General features: G+C 41.9%; 21 protein-coding genes. 13 read left to right on the top strand and 8 right to left on the bottom strand.

Annotated elements, in window-relative coordinates; all coding sequences use genetic code 11:
- Nucleotides 1-288: 288 nt before the first annotated feature.
- Nucleotides 289-2,160, top strand: a complete 1,872-nt coding sequence (locus tag ABWT76_RS21830) for a hypothetical protein (RefSeq protein ID WP_354634950.1) — start codon at nt 289-291, stop codon at nt 2,158-2,160.
- Nucleotides 2,161-2,432: 272 nt separating this feature from the next.
- Nucleotides 2,433-4,283 carry a glycosyltransferase family 39 protein gene (locus ABWT76_RS21825; protein WP_190877352.1) on the top strand — a complete coding sequence of 617 codons (1,851 nt, stop codon included), beginning with the start codon at nt 2,433-2,435 and terminating at the stop codon, nt 4,281-4,283.
- Nucleotides 4,284-4,426: 143 nt separating this feature from the next.
- On the opposite strand, the gene ABWT76_RS21820 is transcribed toward ABWT76_RS21825, so the two are convergent.
- Entirely contained in the window at nt 4,427-4,585 is a 159-nt protein-coding gene (locus ABWT76_RS21820) for a hypothetical protein (protein WP_156331596.1), read from the bottom strand.
- On the opposite strand from ABWT76_RS21820, the gene ABWT76_RS21815 reads away from it, so the two are divergent.
- The 4 genes from ABWT76_RS21815 (at nt 4,579) to ABWT76_RS21800 (ending at nt 10,015) form a co-directional block, all read left to right on the top strand.
- Entirely contained in the window at nt 4,579-6,390 is a 1,812-nt protein-coding gene (locus ABWT76_RS21815) for a tetratricopeptide repeat protein (protein ID WP_054465412.1), read from the top strand. The two genes, ABWT76_RS21820 and ABWT76_RS21815, sit on opposite strands and share 7 nt — an antisense overlap.
- A gap of 532 nt (nt 6,391-6,922) precedes the next feature.
- Nucleotides 6,923-7,465: a signal peptidase I gene (gene lepB, locus ABWT76_RS30710; protein WP_375341529.1), complete on the top strand. Its 543-nt coding sequence runs from the start codon at nt 6,923-6,925 to the stop codon at nt 7,463-7,465.
- 342 nt (nt 7,466-7,807) lie between these two features.
- A complete protein-coding gene (gene codA / locus ABWT76_RS21805; RefSeq protein WP_054465414.1) occupies nt 7,808-9,049 on the top strand; it encodes a cytosine deaminase in 1,242 nt (413 codons plus the stop codon).
- A gap of 396 nt (nt 9,050-9,445) precedes the next feature.
- Nucleotides 9,446-10,015 carry a Uma2 family endonuclease gene (locus ABWT76_RS21800; protein ID WP_190877358.1) on the top strand — a complete coding sequence of 190 codons (570 nt, stop codon included), beginning with the start codon at nt 9,446-9,448 and terminating at the stop codon, nt 10,013-10,015.
- A gap of 40 nt (nt 10,016-10,055) precedes the next feature.
- Here the strand turns inward: ABWT76_RS21800 and ABWT76_RS21795 are convergent, their stop codons facing one another.
- Entirely contained in the window at nt 10,056-10,214 is a 159-nt protein-coding gene (locus ABWT76_RS21795) for a hypothetical protein (RefSeq protein ID WP_354634948.1), read from the bottom strand.
- On the opposite strand from ABWT76_RS21795, the gene ABWT76_RS21790 reads away from it, so the two are divergent.
- Nucleotides 10,213-10,419, top strand: coding sequence for a hypothetical protein (locus tag ABWT76_RS21790; RefSeq protein ID WP_354634947.1), 207 nt, complete (start codon nt 10,213-10,215; stop codon nt 10,417-10,419). The two genes, ABWT76_RS21795 and ABWT76_RS21790, sit on opposite strands and share 2 nt — an antisense overlap.
- Before the next feature lie 59 nt (nt 10,420-10,478).
- On the opposite strand, the gene ABWT76_RS21785 is transcribed toward ABWT76_RS21790, so the two are convergent.
- Nucleotides 10,479-10,628, bottom strand: coding sequence for a hypothetical protein (locus ABWT76_RS21785; protein WP_354634946.1), 150 nt, complete (start codon nt 10,626-10,628; stop codon nt 10,479-10,481).
- 1,131 nt (nt 10,629-11,759) lie between these two features.
- Here ABWT76_RS21785 and ABWT76_RS21780 point away from each other — a divergent pair.
- The 4 genes from ABWT76_RS21780 to ABWT76_RS21765 all read left to right on the top strand — a co-directional run bounded on the left by ABWT76_RS21780 (nt 11,760) and on the right by ABWT76_RS21765 (nt 13,628).
- Nucleotides 11,760-12,143 carry a hypothetical protein gene (locus ABWT76_RS21780; protein WP_354634945.1) on the top strand — a complete coding sequence of 128 codons (384 nt, stop codon included), beginning with the start codon at nt 11,760-11,762 and terminating at the stop codon, nt 12,141-12,143.
- 11 nt (nt 12,144-12,154) lie between these two features.
- Nucleotides 12,155-12,547 carry a response regulator gene (locus tag ABWT76_RS21775; protein ID WP_354634944.1) on the top strand — a complete coding sequence of 131 codons (393 nt, stop codon included), beginning with the start codon at nt 12,155-12,157 and terminating at the stop codon, nt 12,545-12,547.
- A 36-nt stretch (nt 12,548-12,583) separates the two neighbouring features.
- Nucleotides 12,584-12,961, top strand: a complete 378-nt coding sequence (locus tag ABWT76_RS21770) for a hypothetical protein (RefSeq protein ID WP_190877375.1) — start codon at nt 12,584-12,586, stop codon at nt 12,959-12,961.
- 358 nt (nt 12,962-13,319) lie between these two features.
- A complete protein-coding gene (locus ABWT76_RS21765; protein ID WP_190877377.1) occupies nt 13,320-13,628 on the top strand; it encodes a Calvin cycle protein CP12 in 309 nt (102 codons plus the stop codon).
- Nucleotides 13,629-14,077: 449 nt separating this feature from the next.
- On the opposite strand, the gene ABWT76_RS21760 is transcribed toward ABWT76_RS21765, so the two are convergent.
- Entirely contained in the window at nt 14,078-14,206 is a 129-nt protein-coding gene (locus tag ABWT76_RS21760) for a hypothetical protein (protein ID WP_277926687.1), read from the bottom strand.
- On the opposite strand from ABWT76_RS21760, the gene ABWT76_RS21755 reads away from it, so the two are divergent.
- Nucleotides 14,197-14,391 carry a hypothetical protein gene (locus ABWT76_RS21755; RefSeq protein WP_242049821.1) on the top strand — a complete coding sequence of 65 codons (195 nt, stop codon included), beginning with the start codon at nt 14,197-14,199 and terminating at the stop codon, nt 14,389-14,391. The two genes, ABWT76_RS21760 and ABWT76_RS21755, sit on opposite strands and share 10 nt — an antisense overlap.
- A gap of 320 nt (nt 14,392-14,711) precedes the next feature.
- Here ABWT76_RS21755 and ABWT76_RS21750 read toward each other — a convergent pair whose 3' ends face one another.
- From ABWT76_RS21750 to ABWT76_RS21735, 4 genes are all read right to left on the bottom strand, one after another.
- Nucleotides 14,712-14,921: an EAL domain-containing protein gene (locus tag ABWT76_RS21750; protein WP_054465421.1), complete on the bottom strand. Its 210-nt coding sequence runs from the start codon at nt 14,919-14,921 to the stop codon at nt 14,712-14,714.
- Nucleotides 14,922-15,014: 93 nt separating this feature from the next.
- On the bottom strand, nt 15,015-15,587 hold the full coding sequence (locus ABWT76_RS21745) for a Uma2 family endonuclease (protein ID WP_190877379.1): 573 nt from the start codon (nt 15,585-15,587) through the stop codon (nt 15,015-15,017).
- A gap of 379 nt (nt 15,588-15,966) precedes the next feature.
- Nucleotides 15,967-17,043, bottom strand: coding sequence for a magnesium-protoporphyrin IX monomethyl ester (oxidative) cyclase (gene acsF / locus ABWT76_RS21740; protein WP_190877380.1), 1,077 nt, complete (start codon nt 17,041-17,043; stop codon nt 15,967-15,969).
- A 302-nt stretch (nt 17,044-17,345) separates the two neighbouring features.
- Nucleotides 17,346-17,747 (bottom strand): hypothetical protein, encoded by a 402-nt coding sequence (locus tag ABWT76_RS21735; protein ID WP_354634943.1) that lies wholly within the window; start codon nt 17,745-17,747, stop codon nt 17,346-17,348.
- Nucleotides 17,748-17,888: 141 nt separating this feature from the next.
- Between ABWT76_RS21735 and ABWT76_RS21730 the strand changes: the two genes are divergently transcribed.
- Nucleotides 17,889-23,078, top strand: a complete 5,190-nt coding sequence (locus ABWT76_RS21730) for a hypothetical protein (RefSeq protein WP_354634942.1) — start codon at nt 17,889-17,891, stop codon at nt 23,076-23,078.
- The last annotated feature ends 171 nt before the right edge of the window (nt 23,079-23,249 follow it).

Genomic DNA, 23,249 nt, shown 5'->3' with positions numbered 1-23,249 from the left:
TGCGATCTTGGGGTCTCCCCAAGTCTAGCAAGTGGCGTGGAACGGGGAAAGTGAAAAGTGAAAAGTGAAAAGTGAAAAGTGAAACTAAATATCACTATTCACTATTCACTATTCACTATTCACTATTCACTCTCTCCTGAAGCTCCTGAAGCTCCTGAAGCTCCTCTGTTGCCTGTTCCCTGTTCCCTGTTGGTTGGTTGTTGGTTGTTTTATCTTGGTTGTTTTATCAATGACCGTTGACAGTCAGCCGTTAACCGTTATAGTTGCATAGGTCTTATTAAAACATTTATGACATTAACTAGCAAAAATAAAAAGTTTTTCACTGCCCCGATTAGTCAAACCTCAAAATCACCGCTAATTTTTTGGTTTACTCTGAGTCTAACGATTTCGGCAGTTTATGGGTTTTTAGCCTGGAAACAAGCGTTTAGTTCCGAGTATGTTATCCAAGATGATGCCCGACAGCATATATTTTGGATGCAACGATTTTTGGATCCAGAATTATTCCCCCATGATTTGATTGCCGATTATTTCCAATCTGTTGCCCCCGCAGGCTACACCTTTCTTTATCAACTGATGGCAATGGTGGGCATTTATCCGATATTTTTACATAAAATATTGCCCATGTTTTTGGGTTTTATCTCCACAGCTTATGGGTTTTGTCTTTGTTTAGAAATTTTCCCAGTTCCCTTGGCTGGTTTTTTTTCTACTTTATTACTCAACCAAAGTTTATGGATGCAAGATGGGTTGATTTCTGCCACTCCTAAAGCTTTTATTTATCCCTTGTTTTTACCGCTGTTATATTATTTGGTTCGTCACCATTTACTGGGAACTGGTATCTCGCTGTTATTATTGGGTTTGTTTTATCCCCAAGGGGTATTAATTGCGGCGGTGATTTTTATTTTCAGGTGCGGGCAAATTCAGAAACCAACCCAGAAACCGGGTTTCTTTCGTGGGTATCAGCAGTTATTTGTGAAAGGCATAAAAGAAACCCGGTTTCTTAAGTTTTCTGCTGATCGCGAATTCGGAAATCCTCAGAAACCGGGTTTTTTTCGTGGATATCAGGAGTTATTTGTTAAAAGCATAAAAGAAACCCGGTTTCTTGTCGATCGCTTTCATGTTATCTGCTTAGGGTTAGCATTTTTTATCTTACTTTATTATAGCCTATCTGCTTCTGATTTTGGCCCTACCATTGCCCGTTCTCAAGCGCAAATATTACCAGAGTTCTTGCTTAAAGGCAGAAGTCAATTTTTTATTGAGGATAGTTGGAATTTTTGGTTTCATGGACGGAGTGGCATGGGACTAGCCACTATTTTGACTCCAGTTTTTATGGCATTTGGTTTTCTTTTGCCCGTCTTAATCCGATTTTACGCCTACTTTCCCTTGAGTCAAAAAATTAAACATAAGGTAATAATATTGCCTCAATTAATTTTAGCCTCATTTACTTTATTTTTTGCGGCGCATCTGTTATTATTTAAGTTACATTTACCCAGCCGTTATACCCAACATACCCTCAGAATAGTTCTGGCAATATCAGCCGCGATCGCCCTCACCTTAATTCTCGATAGCTTATGGTCTTGGGCAATTAGCCAACCCGGGAAAAGACTATTTTTATTACCAGTAATGATGATTTTATTTACTGGGTTAATTTTTTATCCCCAGTTAACCATGAGTAATTTCCCCTGGACTTATTATCAGGTGGGAGAAAACCCGGAAATTTATCAGTTTTTCCAACAACAACCGAAAGATAGTCTAATTGCTTCCTTATCCGAAGAAGCGAATAATTTGCCCTCTTTTGCCCAACGGTCTATTTTAACCGGACGAGAATATGCCGTCCCCTATCATTGGGGCTATTATCAGCAATTTCGCCAACGGACGTTAGATTTAATTCAATCTCAGTATAGTTCTAATTTAGCGGATGTTCAAGGGTTAATTGAAAAATATAATATTGATTTTTGGTTAGTAGAACGGGGTGCTTTTACTCCCGGTTATCTTGCCCCAAATTCTTGGCTGAATCAATATGAAGAAACTACAAAGGCGATCGCGCAATTATCTGCCGGAATTTACCCGGCGATCGAGCAATATTTAGACCGTTGTTCTGTCTTTGAGGCTAATGGTTTAGTTGTTCTCAGTGGAGAATGTTTGAAGAATATTCCCATGTAGGTGTAGGGGCGAAGCATTCGCGCAGATATCTTGATGCTTGAACCCTAATATAAAGGCGCGAATGCTTTGCCCTTTTAGGTATAAGGGCGAAGCATTCATGGTAAAAAGTTAACTGTCAAAACGGAGAATTAACTGCCATGAATGCTTCGCCCCTACAACCCCTAATATCCTAGATAAGTAATATCACCAGGTAGGGTGGGCAAATCTTGCCCACCCTACGAGGAGTAGAAGGTTAATGGTATAATTACTGAAAACTATATCAGGAGTTTCCGGTGATTAATCAACGTCATCCTTATTATAGATGGTTCTATTTCTTAGTGGCGGTTATCTTGGCGATCGCGATATTTTTTCGCTTCTATAATATAGACAAAAAAATTTACTGGATTGATGAAGTTCACACCAGCTTAAGAGTGGCAGGCTATGAAAAAGTAGAATTTGCCGAAACTGCCCCAGCGGGAAAAATTATCACCATTGACGAATTACATAAATTTCAAAGACTGAATCCCGAAAGAGGTTGGGGCGATACTATTAATGCTTTAGCCCATAATGCGGAACATACACCAATTTATTATTTAATTACCCGATTAGCGATGCAGTGGTTTGGCAGTTCTGTGGCTGTCACCAGAGGGGTAGCCGCTGCGATTAGTTTACTGGTATTTCCTAGTATGTACTGGCTTTGTTTAGAGTTATTTCAATCCAGAATAGTAGGCGCGATCGCCCTTTGTTTAGTTGCCGTTTCTCCCCTACATATTATTTATGCCCAAGAAGCCAGACAATATAGTTTATTTACCGTGACTATTTTACTTTCTAGTATTGCTTTGCTGAAAGCAATATCCAGGGAACAGGGAAGAGGAGAGAGGAAAGAGGAAAGAGAAAAGAGGGAACAGGCAACAGGCAACAGGGAACAGGGAACAGGGAAGAATAAAAAAGTATCAGAAACCGGGTTTCTTGCCAAAATATCAGAAACCGGGTTTCTTACCAAAATATCTGCATTTCATCATAATTTTCCGCAGAAACCTGGTTTTTTTTTATCGCAAAAACCCGGTTTTTATTGGGCAATTTATGCCGTTACAGTCTCGCTAAATCTCTATTCGCATTTAATTTCAATTTTAGTTTTAATCGGACATGGCATCTATGTGTTTTTCTGCCACCGCAGACGAGATTTTTTTCAATCGATTCACTATTTGTTGGCCTTAATAGCAGGAATACTCACCCTGATTCCTTGGATAGTAATTTATCTTTTAAATTCTAATAAAATTGGCGGCTGGGTCGGTCGAGATATTTCTCTGCCCACTTTACTGCAACGCTGGTTAATTAACCTGAACGCCGTATTTTTTGATGTACAAATTAGCGTCAAACAGCGACTTTTTGACGTAGAAGCGGGACAAGATTGGGTGTTGAGTTTTGACAAACCCTGGGTTTATGTAATGCCGCTGATTTTAATCTTAGTGGGATATGCCCTTTATTTTGTTTTTAGATATACGGATAAACCCGTTTGGTTATTTATTTTAACCTTGATTGGTTCCACCGCTTTACCATTGATGTTGCCAGATATTATTTCTGGAGGACAGCGATCGGGAATTGCCCGTTATTTAATTCCCTCTTATGTGGGCATTGAGTTAGCCGTTGCTTATGCCATAGCTTATCACCTGAATCTGGAAAAAAATAACCCGCTTATCTCTATTAGTCATATAAAACAAAAACTCTGGCAAGGCATTTTTATCGCATTAATAACGTTAGGCATTATTTCCGCAACCATTAGCGCTGAAGCGGAAACATGGTGGCATAAATATAGTAGCTATTATAACCCAGAAGTGGCTCAAATTATTAATCAAATTGAAAACCCATTAGTCATAAGTCCCCAAGAACGAGTCAGCCGCATAACTTCTCTGAGTTATAAACTCAAACCAGAGGCCAAAATTCTGTTAATCCAAAACCAAGATATTTCCCTGCTTGATTCACCTTCTTTCACCGAAGAGATTAATTCCCAGAATTTATTTGTTTTTCGCCCTTCCGCCGAACTTTATCAAGTCTTAGACCAAAATCCCAATTATCAATTAATTCCCCTTCATACTTATGGGCATTTGTTTAAATTGACTCAAGAAACCGGGTTTCGGCGATAATTTTTGCCTCCACTGCAAAGATTTAGGAGAGAAACCCGGTTTCTGTGCGATCGCAGATTTTCGCAGTTATAGTAGGATGACAATAGTTTTTATTGCTGGTTTATTGCTGGCTTCACTAATACTCACTAATACTATGAGTGAATCTAAGATGACTGAATCTGATAATTTGCGATCGCCCAACCCAAGTCCGTATCCAAGTCCGTATCCAAGTCCGTATCCAAGTCCGTATCCAAGTCCCAACCCAAGTCCTTATTCGACTTCTGACCAACCGCCGTCAGGGGCAGAATTTGCATCGATGCCATTGCCGGATGCGGATCCACAGATACCCGTAACCGCTGCGGTTCCCCGGACGAAACCGAAGCGACGGGCAACAAAACCAAAACTCACGACAATTCTTTGGGATTGGATTAGCAATTTATTGGGTGGTTTCTCAGATTATGATCGCGGTAATGAGATGTATGCCCAAAAAAAATATCAAAGTGCGATCGCATTCTATGACCGGGCGATCGAAAGAAAGCCCAAATTTCGGTCGGCTTGGATCAAGCGGGGTCTAACCTTAATTGCCCTGCAATCTTATCGAGAAGCAATGGCCTGTTTTGATGAAGTAATTGCCATTAAATCTGAAGACAATTGGGCTTGGACATGGCGGGGTTGCTGTCTGTATAACTTACACCGTTATGAAGAAGCATTGGCGTCTTTAGATCAAGGGATTGAAATCAATTCTCGGCAACACGAAGCCTGGTATTATCGCGCCCGGTGTTTAGATGAATTGCAACAATATCCAGGGGCAGTAAAAGCCTATCGCCAAACTCTGAAATATAATCCCCAACTTGCCCCAGCTTGGTATTATCTGGGGATGGTTTTGCTGAAATTAGAGGTAAATGGAGAGGCGATCGCGGCATTTCAAGAACACTTAAAATTAGAACCGAAAAATGCCGTCGCTTGGTTTAATTTAGGGATTGCCCAACAAAAATATCAAGACCACACTAACGCGATTGCTTCTTATGACCAAGTAATTGAATTAGAACCAGAAAATGCCCCCGCTTGGTTTAACCGAGGTGTATGTTTAGCCGAGTTGGGACGTTATACCGATGCGGTGGTTTCTTATGACCGAGTGCTCAACCTCGTGCCCACCAATCCAGATGCTTGGTTTTATAAAGGCATGGCTTTAAAACATCAATGGTCAAAAGCGGCAGTTTCTTGTTTTGATCGCGCTTTAGAATTGCAACCCCAATGGCCCGAAGCTTGGATGAATCGCGGGTTAGCATTAACTGATGGGGGTCAATATGTTGATGCTTTAACTTGTTTCGATCAAGCCACAAAATTTAATCCTACTTGGGCAATGCCTTGGTTAGGACGGGGCATGGCATTACATGGTTTAACCAAATATAAAGAAGCGATTATTGCTTACAGTAATGCCCTACAAATTGATGCTAAATTAGTCCAAGCTTGGTATCAACGGGGGTTAGCCCTGGAATCTTTGCATCAATATAAAGATGCGATCGCCGCCTTTGATAAAGTAATTAACTTACTCCCAGAATCCAACCCATTAGTCTATCAAGCCTGGTTAAAACGGCGGGATATGTTAGAACGGTTGCAACTTTATGATGATGCCATTATTGCCAATGAAACGGTGATTAAAATTAAGCCCGATAACTTAGATGCGTGGTTAAAACGCGGAGAATTTTTAAACAAAATGCAGCGTCATATTGATGCTTTAGCCGCTTATGACCAAGCGATTAATATCTGGCAAAACCATTATGAACCCTGGTTTAGACGGGGCAAAACCTTAGATAAAATGCGAGCTTATTCTCAGGCAATTAATGCCTTTGATAAAGTCATTTCTCTTAAGCCCAATTACACCGCTGCTTGGGTAGAACGGGGCAAAGTCTTTGAAAAATTACACCGCTATCAAGACGCCATTAGATCCTATGGGGTGGCCATTGAAATTCAGCCCAGTTTAATTGAAGCGGTCAACCATCGTCAACGGTTATTAGACCTCTTAGGCGATCCTTGTAATCCGGGAGCAAATTTCGACGATTTGACAGCAGATTTATGGGCATCAGACGAGAAGATAGAAAGCCCATCACCGGCTGATGAACTGTAGTTAATATTGGCTGAGAATTTATTGAGGAAAAACCATGACAAAACAATCATCTATCACCGGCAAAGAACCTTGGCTGGCAGTCATCTTATCCAGCCTATTCCCTGGAATTGGTCAAATCTATGCAGGTCATAAAATCAGAGGCGTAATCCTGATTATTTCCTCCTTATGTTTATTATTTTTTATAATATTATTCGGATTAGCTGGCCGATTAGCAGAGCCGCCGGGAGTTCAATTTGGCATCATGTTTTTCCTCCTGGTTATTTTCAATCTGTTTGATGCTCATCGCTGCGCCATAAAAGCGAATCACCCGGATTTTGAAAGAATCCGCAAAAGTGAAAAAGACCCCTGGTTAGCGGTATTTTTATCTAGAGTTATTCCCGGATTAGGTCATGCTTATCTGGGAGAATGGGAATGGGCAAGTTTATTTTTTATCCTGCTAATCATCGTGAGTATCCTATCAATTAAATATGGTTTAATTGGATATTTACTCGGTTCTATAGTATTACCGAGTTCATGCGTTTACCACGCTTATATGTCTGCCAAGACGACCAGACCCAAATCCCCCCAATTAATTTTACGGATTACTTTGGTGGTCTTATTGCTGCAATTGCCTGGGTCATCTTTCAACTCCGGTTTTGAGGCTCGTGATATACCGTCTGGCTCAATGCTGCCCACCTTGGAAATCAACGATCGCATTTTGATAAATAAAGGGAGCTATCGATTTAAAAAGCCGCAACGGGGAGATATTATTGTGTTTAATCCTACCGCAGCATTAAGGCAGGAAAACTTTAAGGATCCTTTCATTAAACGAGTAATTGGCTTGCCCGGAGACAAGGTTGAAGTCAAAGATGGAAAAGTTTATATCAACGATCAAATTTTACAGGAAGACTACATTGAGGAATCCCCTAATTACGACTATGGGCAGGCAGTCGTACCGGAAAATTCTTATTTTGTCCTAGGCGATAACCGGAATAATTCCTACGATAGTCACTATTGGGGTTTTGTCCCAGAAGAGGATATTATTGGTAAAGCAACAAAAAGATATTGGCCAGTTAGTAGAATTGGCAATTTGTAATTCATCGCTTGTAGGGGCTTTCCCATGACCGCAGATAATTTTATTAATTAAAAGCCAAAATTTTATATCGGAATGCTTCGCCCCTACGCGGTTATTATATTTATGACTTAAAAAACCCTAGACAAGAATGCTTTCATACCGATATCGCTCCCCCCAACCCCCCTTAAAAAAGGGGAGGCTTTTTATAGTGAAAGCCAGAATTGTCTACTGTAATCCTGTAATCCGGCAACAAATCCTAAAGCACTCTTTCAAGGTGGATTGGAGGCGATCGCTAATCTTTTGGGAAATTTTGAAAAATTTGGTATTATCCCATTATTATCGCAACCTAAAATAACTTAAGATATGATATCAGATGCTTTAATCCTTCGTCAAGGCCGATTAATCAATGGTCAACTGGTGGATATTTTAATTGAAAATAGCCGCATTACTGCCATTAAAAACCAATTGCCCCAGCAGGTCAAGCAAGAAATTCAATTAAACGGCAATTTAATCAGTCCGCCATTTGTCGAGTCTCATATTCACTTAGACTCTGCTTTAAATGCGGGAGAACCGCGATTTAATCAAAGCGGCACTTTGTTTGAAGGCATTCAAATTTGGGGAGAACGCAAGCAAAATTTAACTTTAGCCGATGTCAAAAAACGGGCGATCGCTGCTTTAAAGCAACAAGCAGCCCAAGGAGTCTTATTTGTCCGCAGTCATGCGGATGTTTCCGAACCCAGTTTAACCGCATTGCAAGCTTTATTAGAAGTTAGAGAAACAGTCAAAGATTGGATTACTTTGCAAGTAGTGGCATTTCCCCAAGATGGGATTTATAGTCAGCCAGAAAACGCCATTTTATTAGAAAAAGCCCTGGCAATGGGGGCTGATGTAGTGGGGGGAATTCCTCATTATGAATTAACCAGAGAAGATGGGGTAAATTCGATTCAGCAGATTTTTGCCTTAGCGGAAAAATATCAGAAACTCATCGATATTCACTGTGATGAAATTGATGATGATCAGTCGCGTTTTTTGGAAGTGGTAAATGCTTGGGCGATTAAAACGGGTTTCGGGGAAAAAGTCACCGCCAGTCATACAACGGCGTTTGGTTCTTATAATAATGCGTATGCCTATAAGCTATTGGGAATGTTGGAGCGATCGCGCCTCAATTTTGTATCTAATCCTTTAATTAATATTACCCTACAAGGTCGCACCGATACCTATCCCAAACGGCGGGGTGTCACACGGGTAAAAGAACTGTGGCAAGCGGGATTAAATGTCTCCTTGGGACATGATTGTATTCAAGATCCTTGGTATATTTTAGGCACCGGAAATATGCTAGATGTAGCGAATATGGCGATTCATGTTTGCCTGATGACCGGACTGGCAGAAATTGATGCTTGTTATGACATGATTACGGCTCATGGGGCGAAAACTTTGCAAGTAGAAAATCAGTATGGCATTGCCGTGGGTAAACCCGCTAATTTAATTGTATTAAATGCCCAAAATCGGTTTCAGGCAATGCGCGATCGATCTACGGTACTTTATGTTATTTCTCAAGGCAAATTACTCGTTGAAACCCAAGCCCCTGTCACCACTTGGCATTAAAATTTTATCATTAATATTATAATTGATAATTTTCCATTTTTCCCCTTGTAACATGATATGATCTAGCATACATTGTAGGGGCGAAGCATTCCGTAGGGGCGAATGGCCATTCGCCCGTACAAGGGCGAATGGCCATTCGCCCCTACGATGCTTAAAATATTAAATTAATTACCGGAATGCTTCGCCCTTACTACGGTCATGCTTCCTTCGCCCTTACTACAGTCATAATTTGCTCTTACTGCTTAAAATATTCTTAGGGCGAAGCATTCCGGCAGTGTAGGGGCGAATGGCCATTCGCCCCTACTGCTGAAAATATTAAATAGACTGCCGGAATGCTTCGCCCCTGACAACCGCTGTAATATAATATCCATAATTATTCAGGCTAGGGGTAAGGTTATGAGTAGCTTAACATTAAATTTAGATACCGTTCACCTGAGTGACGAACAGTTCTACCAGTTATGTCAAAATAACCGCGATTTGAACTTTGAACGTACTGCCAGAGGAGAACTAATTATTATGCCACCAGTAGGAGGCGATAGCGGAAATCGAGAAGCAGATTTAATTATCGATTTGGGAATTTGGAATCGGCAAACAAACCTGGGTTATACTTTCAGTTCTTCCACTGTATTTAAGTTACCAAATGGGGGCGATCGCTCCCCGGATGCCGCTTGGATTCGCCGGGAAAGATACTCAGCATTAACCCCGGAACAAAGACGCAAATTTCCTCCTATTGCCCCGGATTTTGTGATTGAATTAAGGTCAGCAACCGATAATTTGCAAATGTTGCGTGCGAAAATGCAAGAATATATGGATGCCGGGGTGCAATTGGCATGGTTGATTAACCCCCAGCAGCAACAAGTGGAAATTTATCGCCCAGGAAAAGATGTAGAATTGCGAAATCTTCCCACCGAATTATCCGGGGAAAATGTATTACCCGGATTTAGTTTGAATCTATCTCTTGATTAGAAGGATTTAACCTTTCGGGCGAAGCATGACCGTAGATCGGTTATTGGTTCCAAGCAGAAGAATTAAATAGGCGATCGCTCTCTGGAACAAGTAAGGCGATCGCTTTCTGGCTTACGGCATCGTAGAGATTTATGGTACAATGGAAAAAGTTAAATAAAATAAAATAAAATAAAATTATCCTCCAGTGAAACTCCATCATGGCTATTCCAGAACTAGAACAACAACTGTTACAGCTTTCGCTCAATGATAAACTGTATATTATCCAACTGCTTGCCCAAAGCCTGACTGCACCCGATCGCAACAGCCACCCAGATCAATCAAGTAAACTCTCAGAATTTTTCCGTCAATCCCCACTAGCTGAAGTCAGCGAAGAATTGGACTTTAGCCGCGATCGCAATTCATAACTCTCTATCACTTGTCACTCGCAATGAAAAAGACTTTGCCGGGACAGGTGTTGTAATTATTAATCCTTGGTCTTTTTAAGCGATCTCCCTGCCAAATTCCCCAAAGCGATCGTTGCCTGTCTCTCCACAAAAAAGCGATCGCCCTCTGGGATAAGTAAGGCGATCGCATCCTTGACTTTGGGAGTAGAGGAGTAGGACTCTTGCGCCAAAGGAAAGGCGATCGCTCTCTGGGATAAGTAGGGCGATCGCTTTCCGGTTAAAATGGTTTTGATTTTAGATGAGGCGCGATCGCTCTCTTGGTTGTTATTCTACAAAGGGGAAAAGTCTCGTTTTAGAGATTATTTCACTTCGTTTTTTTTCCTATAAACCCTATCCCTGTCAGTCGGAAAAGTCGGATAGATGAAGTCGGAAAAGTCGGATAAACTCCCGCACCTCACAGTTTCTCTTGGGTACTCATTATTATTCATAGCTATTCCCCGTTTGGATAATGTCATAATTAAATCCTCCCCACCTCAATCAAACATCGTAGGCGGGGAGGATTTAATTATGTACTTCGAGCAAAAATCGCGTACCCCTATAAATTTAGGGGATTAAACTCAGGAGAGATTGTTTTCCGTGAGAAGAGAAATGCTTATCGACACACCCTAGACTTTTTCTTTCTCATACCTGACGAGAAGATCCCAGAGACAAATATCGGGATCGTCATGCTCGATATCCTCTTTCAATACATTAAATAAAACTATCGAATTTAGACTTCATCAGCAAAATGCCATTCAGTGAATGCTGATGAATTCTTTGAGTTATATTAAATTACATATTAACGATAACCACGCATGATTTTTCCTCCTTTTTTTTAGGTTTACTCTTTGTTTTTTTGACTGAACATCTACCACTTTTAACGCGGTATGTGTCCGGCACAGGGCTTTAAAAGCTCTTCAAGCAGCTTGTGTTTGGTATCACGATCTCTTTAGCTCTTTGATGTCTCTATCATGCCTTCCCTCCTCAACCTCTGTCAGTCGGGAAAGTCGGATTTGTAAAGTCGGAAAAGTCGGATCGTCCCATCAGCCACGGCAAATCAGGGGTTCAAACGCAAGCTGATAGGCGATCTCGCTTCTAAGGTGCATATCGCGGGACAGTCCACTGATACCCCAGAAGGACAAAAAAACTTGAGTCGCACAATTCGGCCAGGTAGCCCAAACTGGATCCCGTGTTTTTGCGGAGCTATTCCAGATCCGCATGAATTTTACTTGCTGCCTGGGACAAGGGCGCGATCGCCTAGCTGATGAATTTTGATGATCCCAGCTTATTGATCGCAAACATGGTTGATTGATAAGATGCAAATGCCCAGTCCAAAAACGAATCAGACTACCAAGTCAACCATGACTAGCGAAGAAGCACTGAAATTTATCGAAGCGATCCTGGAATCCAAAACAGGGAAACAACTGACTCCCCCAGAAAAAGAAATCATCAAAGCAGCTTGGGACAAAGAAACCTATAGCAACCTTGCCCAAAGCTTATATCTTACCGTCGGTCATGTGAAAGATTTAGCCTACATTTTATGGCAGCATCTTTCCGACATCTTTGGGCACAAAATTACCAAAACTAACCTGCGACGAGGGATAGAAAATTACGGTAATAAATTCACTTTATATAAATCACAAATATCAGAAAATAACGATGATAAAAGTTACTCCTCCCCCCCCCCTCCCGATGCAATATATTAATTGTTGAAGACATGATATCAATCCAACAATATTTAACAAAATTGTTAAGTAAACATGGTTATAAAGTTCGCAGTTTCAGCAACGGTAAGATGGCATTAAATTCCATCCGCCACAATCCAACCGATATCATTTTACTGGATATTAAAATCCCCGATATGAATGGCTATGAAGTTTGCAAGGCTCTAAAAGCTGATGAAGTCACCTCAGAAATTCCGATCATTTTCTTAAGTGCGCTAGACGAACCGATAGATAAAGTAAAAGCTTTTAACTTAGGTTGTTCAGATTATATCACGAAACCTTTTGAACCAGAAGAAATCCTGGCTAGAATTAAAACTCAACTAACTATTCAAGAACAAAAAAAACAGTTGAAAGAAGAAATCGAACACCATAAAAAAACCGCATAAATTCTCTACCAATCTCGCGCTTTACTTGCCAGTTTGTTGAACAGTTCCAAAGATGGAATTGCTGCCATAGAAGCGGTCAGGGATGCGCTAACTGAAGAAATTAACGATTTTCGCTGTTTGGTGGTGAATTCGGTCTTTGCTAAGTTATTAGGTCAAAAACGAACAAAGCTTATGAATCAGTCTGCCCTGAAACATTTGCTCAATCAACTTACTCCTACCCTATTTGATTCGCTGGTAGAGGTCGTTGAGACGGGAGAAGCGATCGAGCAAGAATTCTACTGGGAAAATCATCACGAGCAGTTCTGGTATTATTTGACTGCCGTAAAATTTAACGATGGTTGTTCGATTACCGTTTGCGATATCACAAAGTTTAAGCTACTGGAATTTAATCCCAAGATGGAATCGCATTTATAATCATAACCTCTGCCCTAGTAGGTTGGGTTGAACGAAAGTGAAACCCAACTCAAAGTAATAGAAAATAGAGATAATGTTGGGTTTCGTGGCCTCAACCCAACCTACAATAGTATTTATATTGTAGGGTGGGCAAAATTTCACCATCATATATGGTAGGTTGGGTAAATTTTTTTGCCCAACCGAAGAATGTTAGGGGCTGTTGGATGAATTTTTGTAAATTGTATAATATTAAATTACTATAAAAATTTCCCGAATTTTTTTTCAGTAAGCTACAATAAAACCAAGAAGTAAACAGGTGTTCCCTGATGGGACTCATCCGCGCACTCCGAGCTATTTTTTATTAGGAGAAAAGTCGGTTATGATTCAGGTCCTCGCAACAAAACCCCAGGAAGTCGGCGTTAATCTGATCAATGAACCCTTAGAACGGAATTTTGAGCAAGAAAGAACCAGAAGACTAGAGGCCAATATTCAAGCCGCGATCGCAGAAGCCCGGGCAATTAGCCAAGAAAAAGGTGTGACTTCTCGTGAAAGTGCCGTGGCTTGGGATATTGTGGAAGAACTGCAAGCTGCTGCTTGTCACCGTCGCGAGCAAAAGCAAAAAACCCCATTCGATCGCTACTGCGAAGAAAATCCTAGTGCCATTGAAGCCCTGATCTATGACCTTTAAACCTACAGCAATTTTCTATGGGCTAAACCACTTTTCCTAAGTTAGGGCTTGCCCGCGTCGAATATCTGGGCTACAGGCGGGAGGGCGAAGCATAACCGTATATACTTTATCGCTTAAAAGCATAAATTTACTGCGGTCATGCACGGAGGGCGAAGCATGACCGTATATATTTTATCGCTTAAAAGCATAAATTTACTGCGGTCATGCTTCGCCCCTACAGTTGACAATTATTCGGCGGAAGGGCGAAGCATGACCGGATATATTTTATCGTTTAAAAGCATAAATTTACTGCGGTCATGCTTCGCCCCTACAGGGGTATTTTATTTATCTGATAAACGAAAATTGGGGTTTTTTTAGGTAAAATTTTTAAGAAATGTTACAAAAACCAGCATCGATCGCTCATGGGTGAGTTTTGCATAAATGAATTTTGAAGGGAATTTAACCAAGTGTCAGCGATCGCGATCGCAAATTTTCTGGCAATAGATCACTTGTGACTGCCCCATGAAATCACCGGAACTTCGCCGATCTTGATTCATACTGGAAATAGTAGAGTTGCGATCAAAAACCGATGATGACATATTTTAACAATCAAGCCCCCACTAGCTTAGAAGAAATCTCTGATCAAAGCCTCTGTTCTGGTAAATTGACTCACTGCGATCGCCTCCAGACTGGTAATGCCCTGTTACAAAATGCTTTGAGTGAAGAACATCAGGACATTATTAATCGCTTAATTTATAATGCCAAGCGCGGCAGACTGACTTGACTAAGGTATTATCTTCTTGATTATTTCTATTTCCGGGTCAAATTGTTTACAAAATCTGTCTATATCAAGCCTGTTTTCAGGTTTTTTTGCTTTTATACTATTAATTTACTGAAAATTAATTTAATTAATTATTTATTATTCTGATTTTCATCATTGTATAGTCTATTAATTAAGTCTATTAATTATCAGATACTCGCTGCCGAAAAATTCAGAAACCAATTCGTAAATTCAGTTGCAGGCAGCAGGCGACTAATCAAATAGTCTTGAATTAATTCGCAACCATGCTGACCTGATATTTTTTTAAAGTAGTTAAAATATTCTCAGCTATTCTCAGCTAAATTTGCTTGCTGAAACTGTTTACTGGATAGATTAATCGAAATTGCTACTGGAGTTAACCCCAATTTTTCCCATTGCCGAATTTGTTGACAAACCGACTCTAATATCCATTTGCTTAATGGGATAATTAACCCGGTATTTTCCGCTAAAGGAATAAATTCGCGGTATAGAATAGATTGATTAATATCCACCATATTTTGAGCGAAACGTCGATCGCAACTTGAATATTAGACTTCTTGCTTTTATTCTATCAAAGCGATCGCCGTTTAAAACTTAAATTTTAAAACCTAACTTGCCCCAAACACTTGGGCAACCGTTAAATTAAGCTCTCTAAATCCTGGAGAAACCACTAAATCATCCCCGGAAAAACTGCCAAATTCTATATAAGTATTTCCCTCCAGCACCAACACCAAAATCGTCTGAGTTTGCGGGTCAACAATCCAATATTCAGGAATGCCACAATCTTGATATTGAATTCTTTTGGCAACATAATCTCTATCCCGTTGTAACTCTCCGGGGCTGACCACTTCAACTACTAATAAAGGCGGTGCCATTGACAGGCGAATTGTATTCCGAGTTGATAATTGTTGAATATGTTCTTCTCTAATAATGGTTAAATCAGGATAGCGATTTTTCGGTTCCCCCCTCACCTCTAATTCTAATCCTTGAACCCGGACTCGACGATAACCGACAATTTCGGCAAATTTCAGTAATAAAAAAGTAGCAATTTGCACATTAAAACCTGATTCGGGGGGCATTTCGATCAATTCTCCGTTAAATAGTTCACAAAAAGTTTCTGAATCATTATTAGCTGATAGATATTCCTCAAAGCTTTGAAAGCGCTGTGGGCGATTTGTCATCGTTAGCATCAGATTTACTCCATCATTTTTGAGCTTTTTGCTTTATGGTCAGAAACATAAGCTAGATATATTCCGGCTTTTCCAGGGCATGACATTTTTACGATCTGACTTTTTGGGGCATCTTATGATTATAACTTACGCGATCGGGGCTGGATGTGCAGGGCTGAGTAAAAATAACTACAATTAGAACTTACGCAACGAATCTATATATCGCGTATTGGTGCGTTACGCTTCGCTAACACACCCTACGAATAGGGTTCATGCGTAAGTTCTATACAATGTTCGCTGATTTGTTATGTTGGGTACTAATAACAAAAAGGAGAAACGCTTTTTATCGCGTTTCTCCTTATTTGAAATTGGGATAATTTATTTCGGCATTTTAAGCAACGGTGCCTCTAGTGGCTTCCGCGTCAATTGCTGGAATAAAATAGAGTTTGACTAAATCAGCAAAAATGCCAATTTGTAAGGGCAATTTCCGCAAGGATTTAACGAATTTTGGCGCGTTACTGGCGTCAATTTCTTTCATCTTCATGTTGCGATCGGAACACCGATATAAACCAGGGAAAAATTCGGGGTGTTCCACATTCAACATCACCGGGAAAGCACGTCCAGAGGTTTCGTTGGTTTTTCTAATGACGTGGCGATCGTATTCGGTCGCGTTGATGCCAATTGAGTCATAAAAATCTGACCGTTCTTGCACGGTTAAGGTGTGGGTGGCAAAGACGGTTAAGAGGAAGAAACGCGCCCACCAGCGACCAGTCCAATGATCCCACATTTTGGGCTGCGATCGCAGTAATGCCTTGAAAATATCGCCGTGGCGGTTTTCATCTTGACACCAGCTTTCAAACATATTAAACAAAGGATAATAGTTATTTTCTGGATGTTTTTCTAAGTGACGATAGACCGTGATATAGCGCCAGTAGCCAATTTTTTCTGAGAGGTAAACCGCATAGATAATCCACTCAGGTTTAAAGAAAGTATAGGTGCGGTTTTTGGTTAAATAGCCTAAATCTAAAGAGATGCCAAAATCCGACATAGACTTATTCAAAAATCCCGCATGACGGGCTTCATCTCTGGCCATCAGCGCAAAGATTTCTGATAAGATCGGGCTGCGGTCTTTGAGGCGACGAGACAATTCTTTAAATAAGATAAATCCAGAAAACTCCGAGGTGCAAGACCGTTCTAGAAAGTCAATAAAAATATTGCGCGTTGTTTCGTCAATATGCTCCCAAGATTTCTTAAATTCTTTAGAATGAACGAAATGATTCCGGTTGTAATCCGCTTTCATTTCGGCGATCATGGCCTTGAGTTCTTCTTCCTGACTGGAAATATCCATATTAGCCACCGCCTCGAAGTCAGTGATATAAAACCGAGGCGTCAGCAAAGTTTCTTTCGTCGGGGCTTTAACTCCGGGCTTGAGTTCTTCGATCTTGGGTTGCGGTGGAGATGTAACCATGTTTTTTTATATTCATCGCTAAATAGTTATACTAAGTTATAACGATTTCGTTCATTTTGGGTAGGGGTTGAGGGAAAATTTTTACAAAGCTTCACGTTTAATGCCCAATCCGGTTGTCAAAACCCGTTTATCAACCCATCTGTCATTCCCGCGAAGGCGGGAATCCACAAGCGTTTGAGGGAACGATCGCAGGGGCGATTCGCCAATCGCCCCTACGGGAGAACCGGATTTGGTGTCAAATCGCAACAGGAGTCAAGTTTCGGGATCCGCTTTGCGGCATCGCCTTTCAGTCCAAGAACAAATCAAATCCTGAATGCGATCGCGGCTGAATTTGACCGCAGAGGCACCAAACCGGGCAGTCTCTTGGGTTCTGCTGAATTCGGTTCTACCGTAGGGGCTTTCGCATGACCGCAGATAGGGGCAACCACCGCCACGGAAAAGCCCCTACTGCTGAAAATATTGTAGGGGCGAAGCATGACCGCAGATAACTTATTGCTGAAACGATTAATTTGACTGCGGTCATGCTTCGCCCTGACATAAATCCAAATTACAGCGGTTTTCTGATTACCGAACCACGCTAGGGCGAAGCATTCCGTAGGGGCGAAGCATTCCGGCAGAAGTTCGGTGCTGAAACTATTAATTTGACTGCCGGAATGCTTCGCCCGTACATTAATATTTTCAGCATTGTAGGGGCGAATGGCCATTCGCCCCTACTGCCGGAATGCTTCGCCCCTACAGGTATTTGTGGTTTACTCGCGGAGAAAATTGCTGTAATCTCGTAATTGTCGCAAGCATTTTTGGAATTGTTCTTATATAATTGTTCTCAAAATAGTCTTGCATGCATAATGAATTACGATACCATTGAAGACCTGGTATGGTCGATCGCGGCTGGACAAGGGGAATTTACCTTAACCTTTGCCCACTGTAACTATGCCAAAGGGCGAGAAGAATTAATTCAACAGTTGCAGAGTGAATGTGAAATTACCCGGTTGGATTTAGCACCGGGGGATAAAAATATTTATGAAAAAATTTCCCAGAAAATTCAATCAGAAAGTCCATCAGCGATGATGGTGGTGGGACTGGAAACCGTCGAAAATTTACCCGAACTTTTAAGAATCACCAACAACCAGAGGGAGAGATTTCGCGCTGATTTTAAATTTCCCTTAGTCTTATGGGTCAATGATATTGTCTTGGGTCAGTTTACCGAATTGGCAATGGATTTTAAGACCTTTGGCGTCACAATTTACTTACCCATTACCCCGGACGCGCTGCAATTATTTGTAAAACAGAAAAGTGAGCAATTTTTTGAGATTTTTTTGCAAAGTGGCGGCAGTCAGTTTATTTCTAATGCGGAAATATTAGGTCAAAGTTATCAGCAAGAAATTGAGGCAACTAAAGCAGACTTTGCCCGGTTTGGGGAAAATATGTCTCCTTATATCCAAGGATGTTTGGATTTAATTAGGGGCAGAGATGAATATCAGCGGCATCAGATTGATGAGGCATTAAAGTATTATCAAGCAACTCAGGAATCGTGGTTATGTTGTCAAGACCAAGATAAAGATAACGAAGTTTCGCCACTTCAGCAAGCGGTATTAGAGTTTCATTTAGGGTTAGCTTATGGGGAAAAAGCCGACCCAGAAGCGCAACAACAAGCGAAAAACCATTTAACAAGCTTTATAGATATTTTAGCAACCCAGGATAGACCGGATTTAACGGCAAAATTTATCAATAATTTGGGAGAATTATTGCTAAAATTAAAGCAATGGTCAGGGTTAAAAGAGTTAGCAGGAAAAGCGATCGATCTACATCAAAAATACCATCAATTTCGAGAATTAGCCCAAGCTTATGGGTTTTTAGCCCAGGTAGCTTTAACAGAACAAAAATGGCAACTTGCTTGCGACAATGCCAATTTAGCATTAAGTAGGGGCAATGCCCCCGTGCTTGCCCCCAATGCGATCGCGGTGCTTGCCCCCAATTCCCCGGTGCTTGCCCCGATATATTTACTGTTAGCCCAAGGACAAGAACAGTTAACAAACCATGATGAATCATGGCAAAATTGTCAAGAAGCATTAAACCTGGAAATTGATGGACAGCCCGATTATTTTATCCAGCTATTACAAGAGTTAAGGGATTTATATTTTCAGCATGGCCATTACTTAGAAGCCTATAAAATCAAAATTGAAATTCAAATACGGAAACAACAATATGGGTTGACGGCATTTGTAGGGGCTGGACGACTGAAAGTAAGTAAAACCGAGGATAGTTCGGTTTTTGGTCGTCAAGGGGATATAGAAAAATTAGTTGATAAACTATGCAGTAAACAGAATAAGTTAATCATCATTTATGGTGAGTCAGGAGTGGGGAAAAGTTCTCTAGTGGAAGCGGGGTTAGTTCCCGCTTTGCAACGGAGAAAGTTGATTGATAATCGCGATATTGTAGTGGTGTATCTTCGGGTTTATACCAATTGGGACGAGGAGTTATTAGAAAGGTTGGGAACCCCCCTTAGTCCCCCCTTATTCAGGGGGGAAACCGGAGCCGAAAAAGCCCCCCTTAATAAGGGGGGTTTGGGGGGGTCTGATTTAGCACCACAGGCAGGAACCCCCCTTAGTCCCCCCTTATTCAGGGGGGAAACCGGAGCCGAAAAAGCCCCCCTTAATAAGGGGGGTTTGGGGGGGTCTGATTTAGCACCACAGGCAGGATCCCCCCTGAGTCCCCCCTTATTCAGGGGGGAAGAAGAAAATAAAGCCCCCCTTAATAAGGGGGGTTTGGGGGGGTCTGATTTAGCGCCCCAGGCAGGAACCCCCCTGAGTCCCCCCTTGTTAAGGGGGGAAACCGGAGCCGAAAAAGCCCCCCTTAGTAAGGGGGGTTTGGGGGGGTCTGATTTAGCACCACAGGCAGGAACCCCCCTGAGTCCCCCCTTATTAAGGGGGGAAGAAGAAAATAAAGCCCCCCTTAATAAGGGGGGTTTGGGAGGATCTGCAAATACCGTTTTAGATCAAATTCGCGCACAGCTAAAAAACAATGACCAAAATTATCAATTTACCGTGCTGATTTTTGACCAATTTGAAGAATTTTTCTTTGTGGTGACAGATGAAGCAAAAAGACAACGGTTTTTTGAGTTGATTAGCGAATGCTTGAAGCAAGCTTATGTAAAAGTTGTTTTTTCTTTGCGAGAAGATTATATCTATTTGATTTTGCAAGGAACTCGCCGGTTAGATTTCAGTACCATTAATAATGATGTGCTGGATAAAGAGATTCTCTATTATATTGGCAATTTTGGCGGTGATGAAGCCAAAGAGGTGATGCAAAATCTGACTCATAACTCGCAGTTTAAATTAGAGGATGAATTAATTAAACAGTTAGTGGAAGATTTGGCGAAATTGGGGGAAGTGCGACCCATTGAGATGCAAATTGTCGGGGCGGAATTGCAAGAGAAACAGATTAAGACCATAGAGGAATATGGCAAACTAGGGGAACAGCCGAAAGCTAAGTTAGTTGAGCAATATTTACAAGATGTTATTGATGATTGTGGCAGTGAGGAAAATCGCCAACTGGCTCAATATGTGCTATCCCTGCTGACTGATGAACACAACAATACTCGTCCCCTGAAAACAAGATCGGAAATTCAGGCCAATTTAACCGATTTATTAGCAAATTTATCCCCGATTAATCTTCATCAGCAGTTAGATGTAGTTTTAGAGATTTTGGTCTTGTCGGGTTTGGTGATGTTGTTGCCGGAAAAAGTCCAGAATCGTTATCAACTGGTGCATGATTACCTAGTAGAAGTAATTCGGCAACAAGAGGGGAGTTCTCTGCGGGCACAATTGCAAGAAGCCAAAGCGGAACGAGAAAAAGAAAAACAAGCCCGATTAAAATTATTAAAAAGAGCGGTTGCTGGGTTGATTGTTGGGGTAGTGGGACTGGCAGGATTGACCGTATGGGCAATTCAGTCTGCGTTTAAGGCTCAACAAGAAACGGAAAAAGCCCAACATCAGGAAATTCTGGCGTTAAGTCAATCGTCTAAAGCTTATTATCTTTTAAACCAAGATTCTCTCGATGCTTTAATTGAGGCCATAAAAGCTGGGGTCAAGGTGAAACAAGGGGCTGAAAAAATTCCTCTGGAAACGCGAATCTTCTCCGTGGGGATATTACAACAAGCCGTTTATCCGCAAGCAATGGGAGAAAATATTCAAGAAAAAAACCGTTTAGTAGGTCATCAAAATTGGGTCAGCAGTGTGACGTTTTCCCCCGATGGCCAGACCATCGCTTCTGGGAGTTGGGACGGGATCATCAGACTCTGGAGTCGCGAGGGAAAATTACTGCATACCCTGGAAGGTCATCAAAAGCCGGTCAGCAGCTTGGCGTTTGACCCCGATGGCCAGACCATCGCTTCTGGGAGTGATGACAACACCATCAAACTCTGGAGTCGCGAGGGCAAATTACTGCGTACCCTCAATAGTGAAGAAGGTCATCAAAAGCCGGTCAGCAGCTTGGCGTTTGACCCCGATGGCCAGACCATCGCTTCTGGGAGTGAGGACAAGACCATCAAACTCTGGAGTCGAGAAGGAAAGTTACTGCATACCCTGAATGTGAATGGTCATAAAGATTCGGTCTTGAGTGTGGCGTTTTCCCCCGATGGCCAGACCATCGCTTCTGGGAGTAAGGACAAGACCATCAAACTCTGGAGTCGAGAGGGAAAATTACTGCATACCCTGAAGAGTCATCAAGATTGGGTCTATGATGTGGCGTTTTCTCCTGATGGCCAGACCATCGCTTCTGGGAGTAAGGACAAAACCATCAATCTTTGGCGTCGAGAAGGAAAATTACTGGATACCCTGGCAGGTGATCAAAATTCGGTCTATAGTGTGGCGTTTTCTCCTGATGGCCAGACCATCGCTTCTGGGAGTGGGGACAAGACCATCAAACTTTGGAGTCGCGAGGGAAAATTACTGGATACCCTGGCAGGTCATAAAGGTTTGGTCAACAGTGTGGCGTTTTCTCCCGATGGCCAGACCATCGCTTCTGGGAGTTGGGACAAGACCATCAAACTCTGGAGTCGAGAAGGAAAATTACTGGATACCCTGGAAGGTAATCAAAGTTTGGTCAGGAGTGTGGTGTTTTCTCCCGATGGTCTTGTCATTGCTTCTGGGAGTTGGGACAAGACCATCAAACTTTGGCGTCGCGAGGGAAAATTACTGCATACCCTGAAGAGTCATCAAGACTGGGTCATAAGTGTGGCGTTTTCCCCGGATGGCCAGACTATCGCTTCTGGGAGTAAGGACAAGACCATCAAACTTTGGAGTCGCGAGGGAAAATTACTGCATACCCTGTCCGGTCATAAAGGTTCGGTCAGCAGTGTAGCTTTTTCCCCTGATGGCCAGACCATCGCTTCTGGGAGTTATGACAACACCATCAAACTCTGGAGTCGAGAAGGAAAATTACTGCATACCCTGCAAAGTCATCAAAGTTGGGTCAGCAGTGTGGCCTTTGCCCCCGATGGTCATATGATCGCTTCTGGGAGTAAGGACAAGACCATCAAACTCTGGAGTCGCGAGGGAAAATTACTGCATACCCTGTCAGGTCATCAAGATTCGGTCTGGAGTGTGGCGTTTTCCCCTGATAGCCAAACCATCGCTTCTGGGAGTGAGGACAACACCATCAAACTTTGGAGTCGCGAGGGAAAATTACTGCATACCCTGGAAGGTCATCAAAGTTTGGTCAGGAGTGTGGCCTTTTCCCCCGATGGTCAGATCATTGCTTCTGGGAGTGGGGACAAGACCATCAAACTTTGGAGTCGAGAGGGAAAATTACTGCATACCCTGGAAGGCCATCAAGACTGGGTCATCAGTGTGGCGTTTTCCCCGGATGGCAAGACCTTGGTTTCTGCGAGTGGTGACGGGAAAGTTATTTTATGGAATTTGGATTTAGATGATTTGTTGGTGGAGGGGTGCAACTTGGTCAGGGATTATTTGGCTAATAGTGATGATGAGCAAGCGAGAGAAAACCGGCGTTTGTGTGATGGGGTGGGAAGATAGGGGAGTGTGGGTTTTTTCTTTGTGTCCTCTGTGTCTCTGTGGTTTTATTTTCACCACAAAGGCACAAAGGACACAAAGAGTTAGCGAAGCGTAACGCACCAATACGCGATATGCGGTGGTTTTATTTTCACCACAAAGGCACAAAGGACAAAAAGAGGTTATAGTATCTAG

This window comes from Planktothricoides raciborskii GIHE-MW2, assembly GCF_040564635.1.
Lineage (GTDB): Bacteria > Cyanobacteriota > Cyanobacteriia > Cyanobacteriales > Laspinemataceae > Planktothricoides > Planktothricoides raciborskii.
Note: the sequence above shows the minus strand (reverse complement) of the source record. Positions and strands in the feature narration are given on the sequence as shown.

Coding starts and splice junctions, on each gene's coding strand:
- ABWT76_RS21745 (WP_190877379.1), bottom strand. CDS start 15,587: ATGACAAATCGCCCACAGCGCTTTCAAAGCTTTGAGGAATATCTATCA.
- ABWT76_RS21795 (WP_354634948.1), bottom strand. CDS start 10,214: ATGATGGAGTTTCACTGGAGGATAATTTTATTTTATTTTATTTTATTT.
- ABWT76_RS21760 (WP_277926687.1), bottom strand. CDS start 14,206: ATGTCATCATCGGTTTTTGATCGCAACTCTACTATTTCCAGTATGAAT.
- lepB (WP_375341529.1), top strand. CDS start 6,923: ATGTCTGCCAAGACGACCAGACCCAAATCCCCCCAATTAATTTTACGG.
- acsF (WP_190877380.1), bottom strand. CDS start 17,043: ATGGTTACATCTCCACCGCAACCCAAGATCGAAGAACTCAAGCCCGGA.
- ABWT76_RS21755 (WP_242049821.1), top strand. CDS start 14,197: ATGATGACATATTTTAACAATCAAGCCCCCACTAGCTTAGAAGAAATC.
- ABWT76_RS21800 (WP_190877358.1), top strand. CDS start 9,446: ATGAGTAGCTTAACATTAAATTTAGATACCGTTCACCTGAGTGACGAA.
- ABWT76_RS21750 (WP_054465421.1), bottom strand. CDS start 14,921: ATGGTGGATATTAATCAATCTATTCTATACCGCGAATTTATTCCTTTA.
- ABWT76_RS21730 (WP_354634942.1), top strand. CDS start 17,889: ATGAATTACGATACCATTGAAGACCTGGTATGGTCGATCGCGGCTGGA.
- ABWT76_RS21780 (WP_354634945.1), top strand. CDS start 11,760: ATGCCCAGTCCAAAAACGAATCAGACTACCAAGTCAACCATGACTAGC.
- ABWT76_RS21775 (WP_354634944.1), top strand. CDS start 12,155: ATGATATCAATCCAACAATATTTAACAAAATTGTTAAGTAAACATGGT.
- ABWT76_RS21765 (WP_190877377.1), top strand. CDS start 13,320: ATGATTCAGGTCCTCGCAACAAAACCCCAGGAAGTCGGCGTTAATCTG.
- ABWT76_RS21735 (WP_354634943.1), bottom strand. CDS start 17,747: ATGGCCATTCGCCCCTACAATGCTGAAAATATTAATGTACGGGCGAAG.
- codA (WP_054465414.1), top strand. CDS start 7,808: ATGATATCAGATGCTTTAATCCTTCGTCAAGGCCGATTAATCAATGGT.
- ABWT76_RS21820 (WP_156331596.1), bottom strand. CDS start 4,585: ATGGCATCGATGCAAATTCTGCCCCTGACGGCGGTTGGTCAGAAGTCG.
- ABWT76_RS21790 (WP_354634947.1), top strand. CDS start 10,213: ATGGCTATTCCAGAACTAGAACAACAACTGTTACAGCTTTCGCTCAAT.
- ABWT76_RS21815 (WP_054465412.1), top strand. CDS start 4,579: ATGCCATTGCCGGATGCGGATCCACAGATACCCGTAACCGCTGCGGTT.
- ABWT76_RS21830 (WP_354634950.1), top strand. CDS start 289: ATGACATTAACTAGCAAAAATAAAAAGTTTTTCACTGCCCCGATTAGT.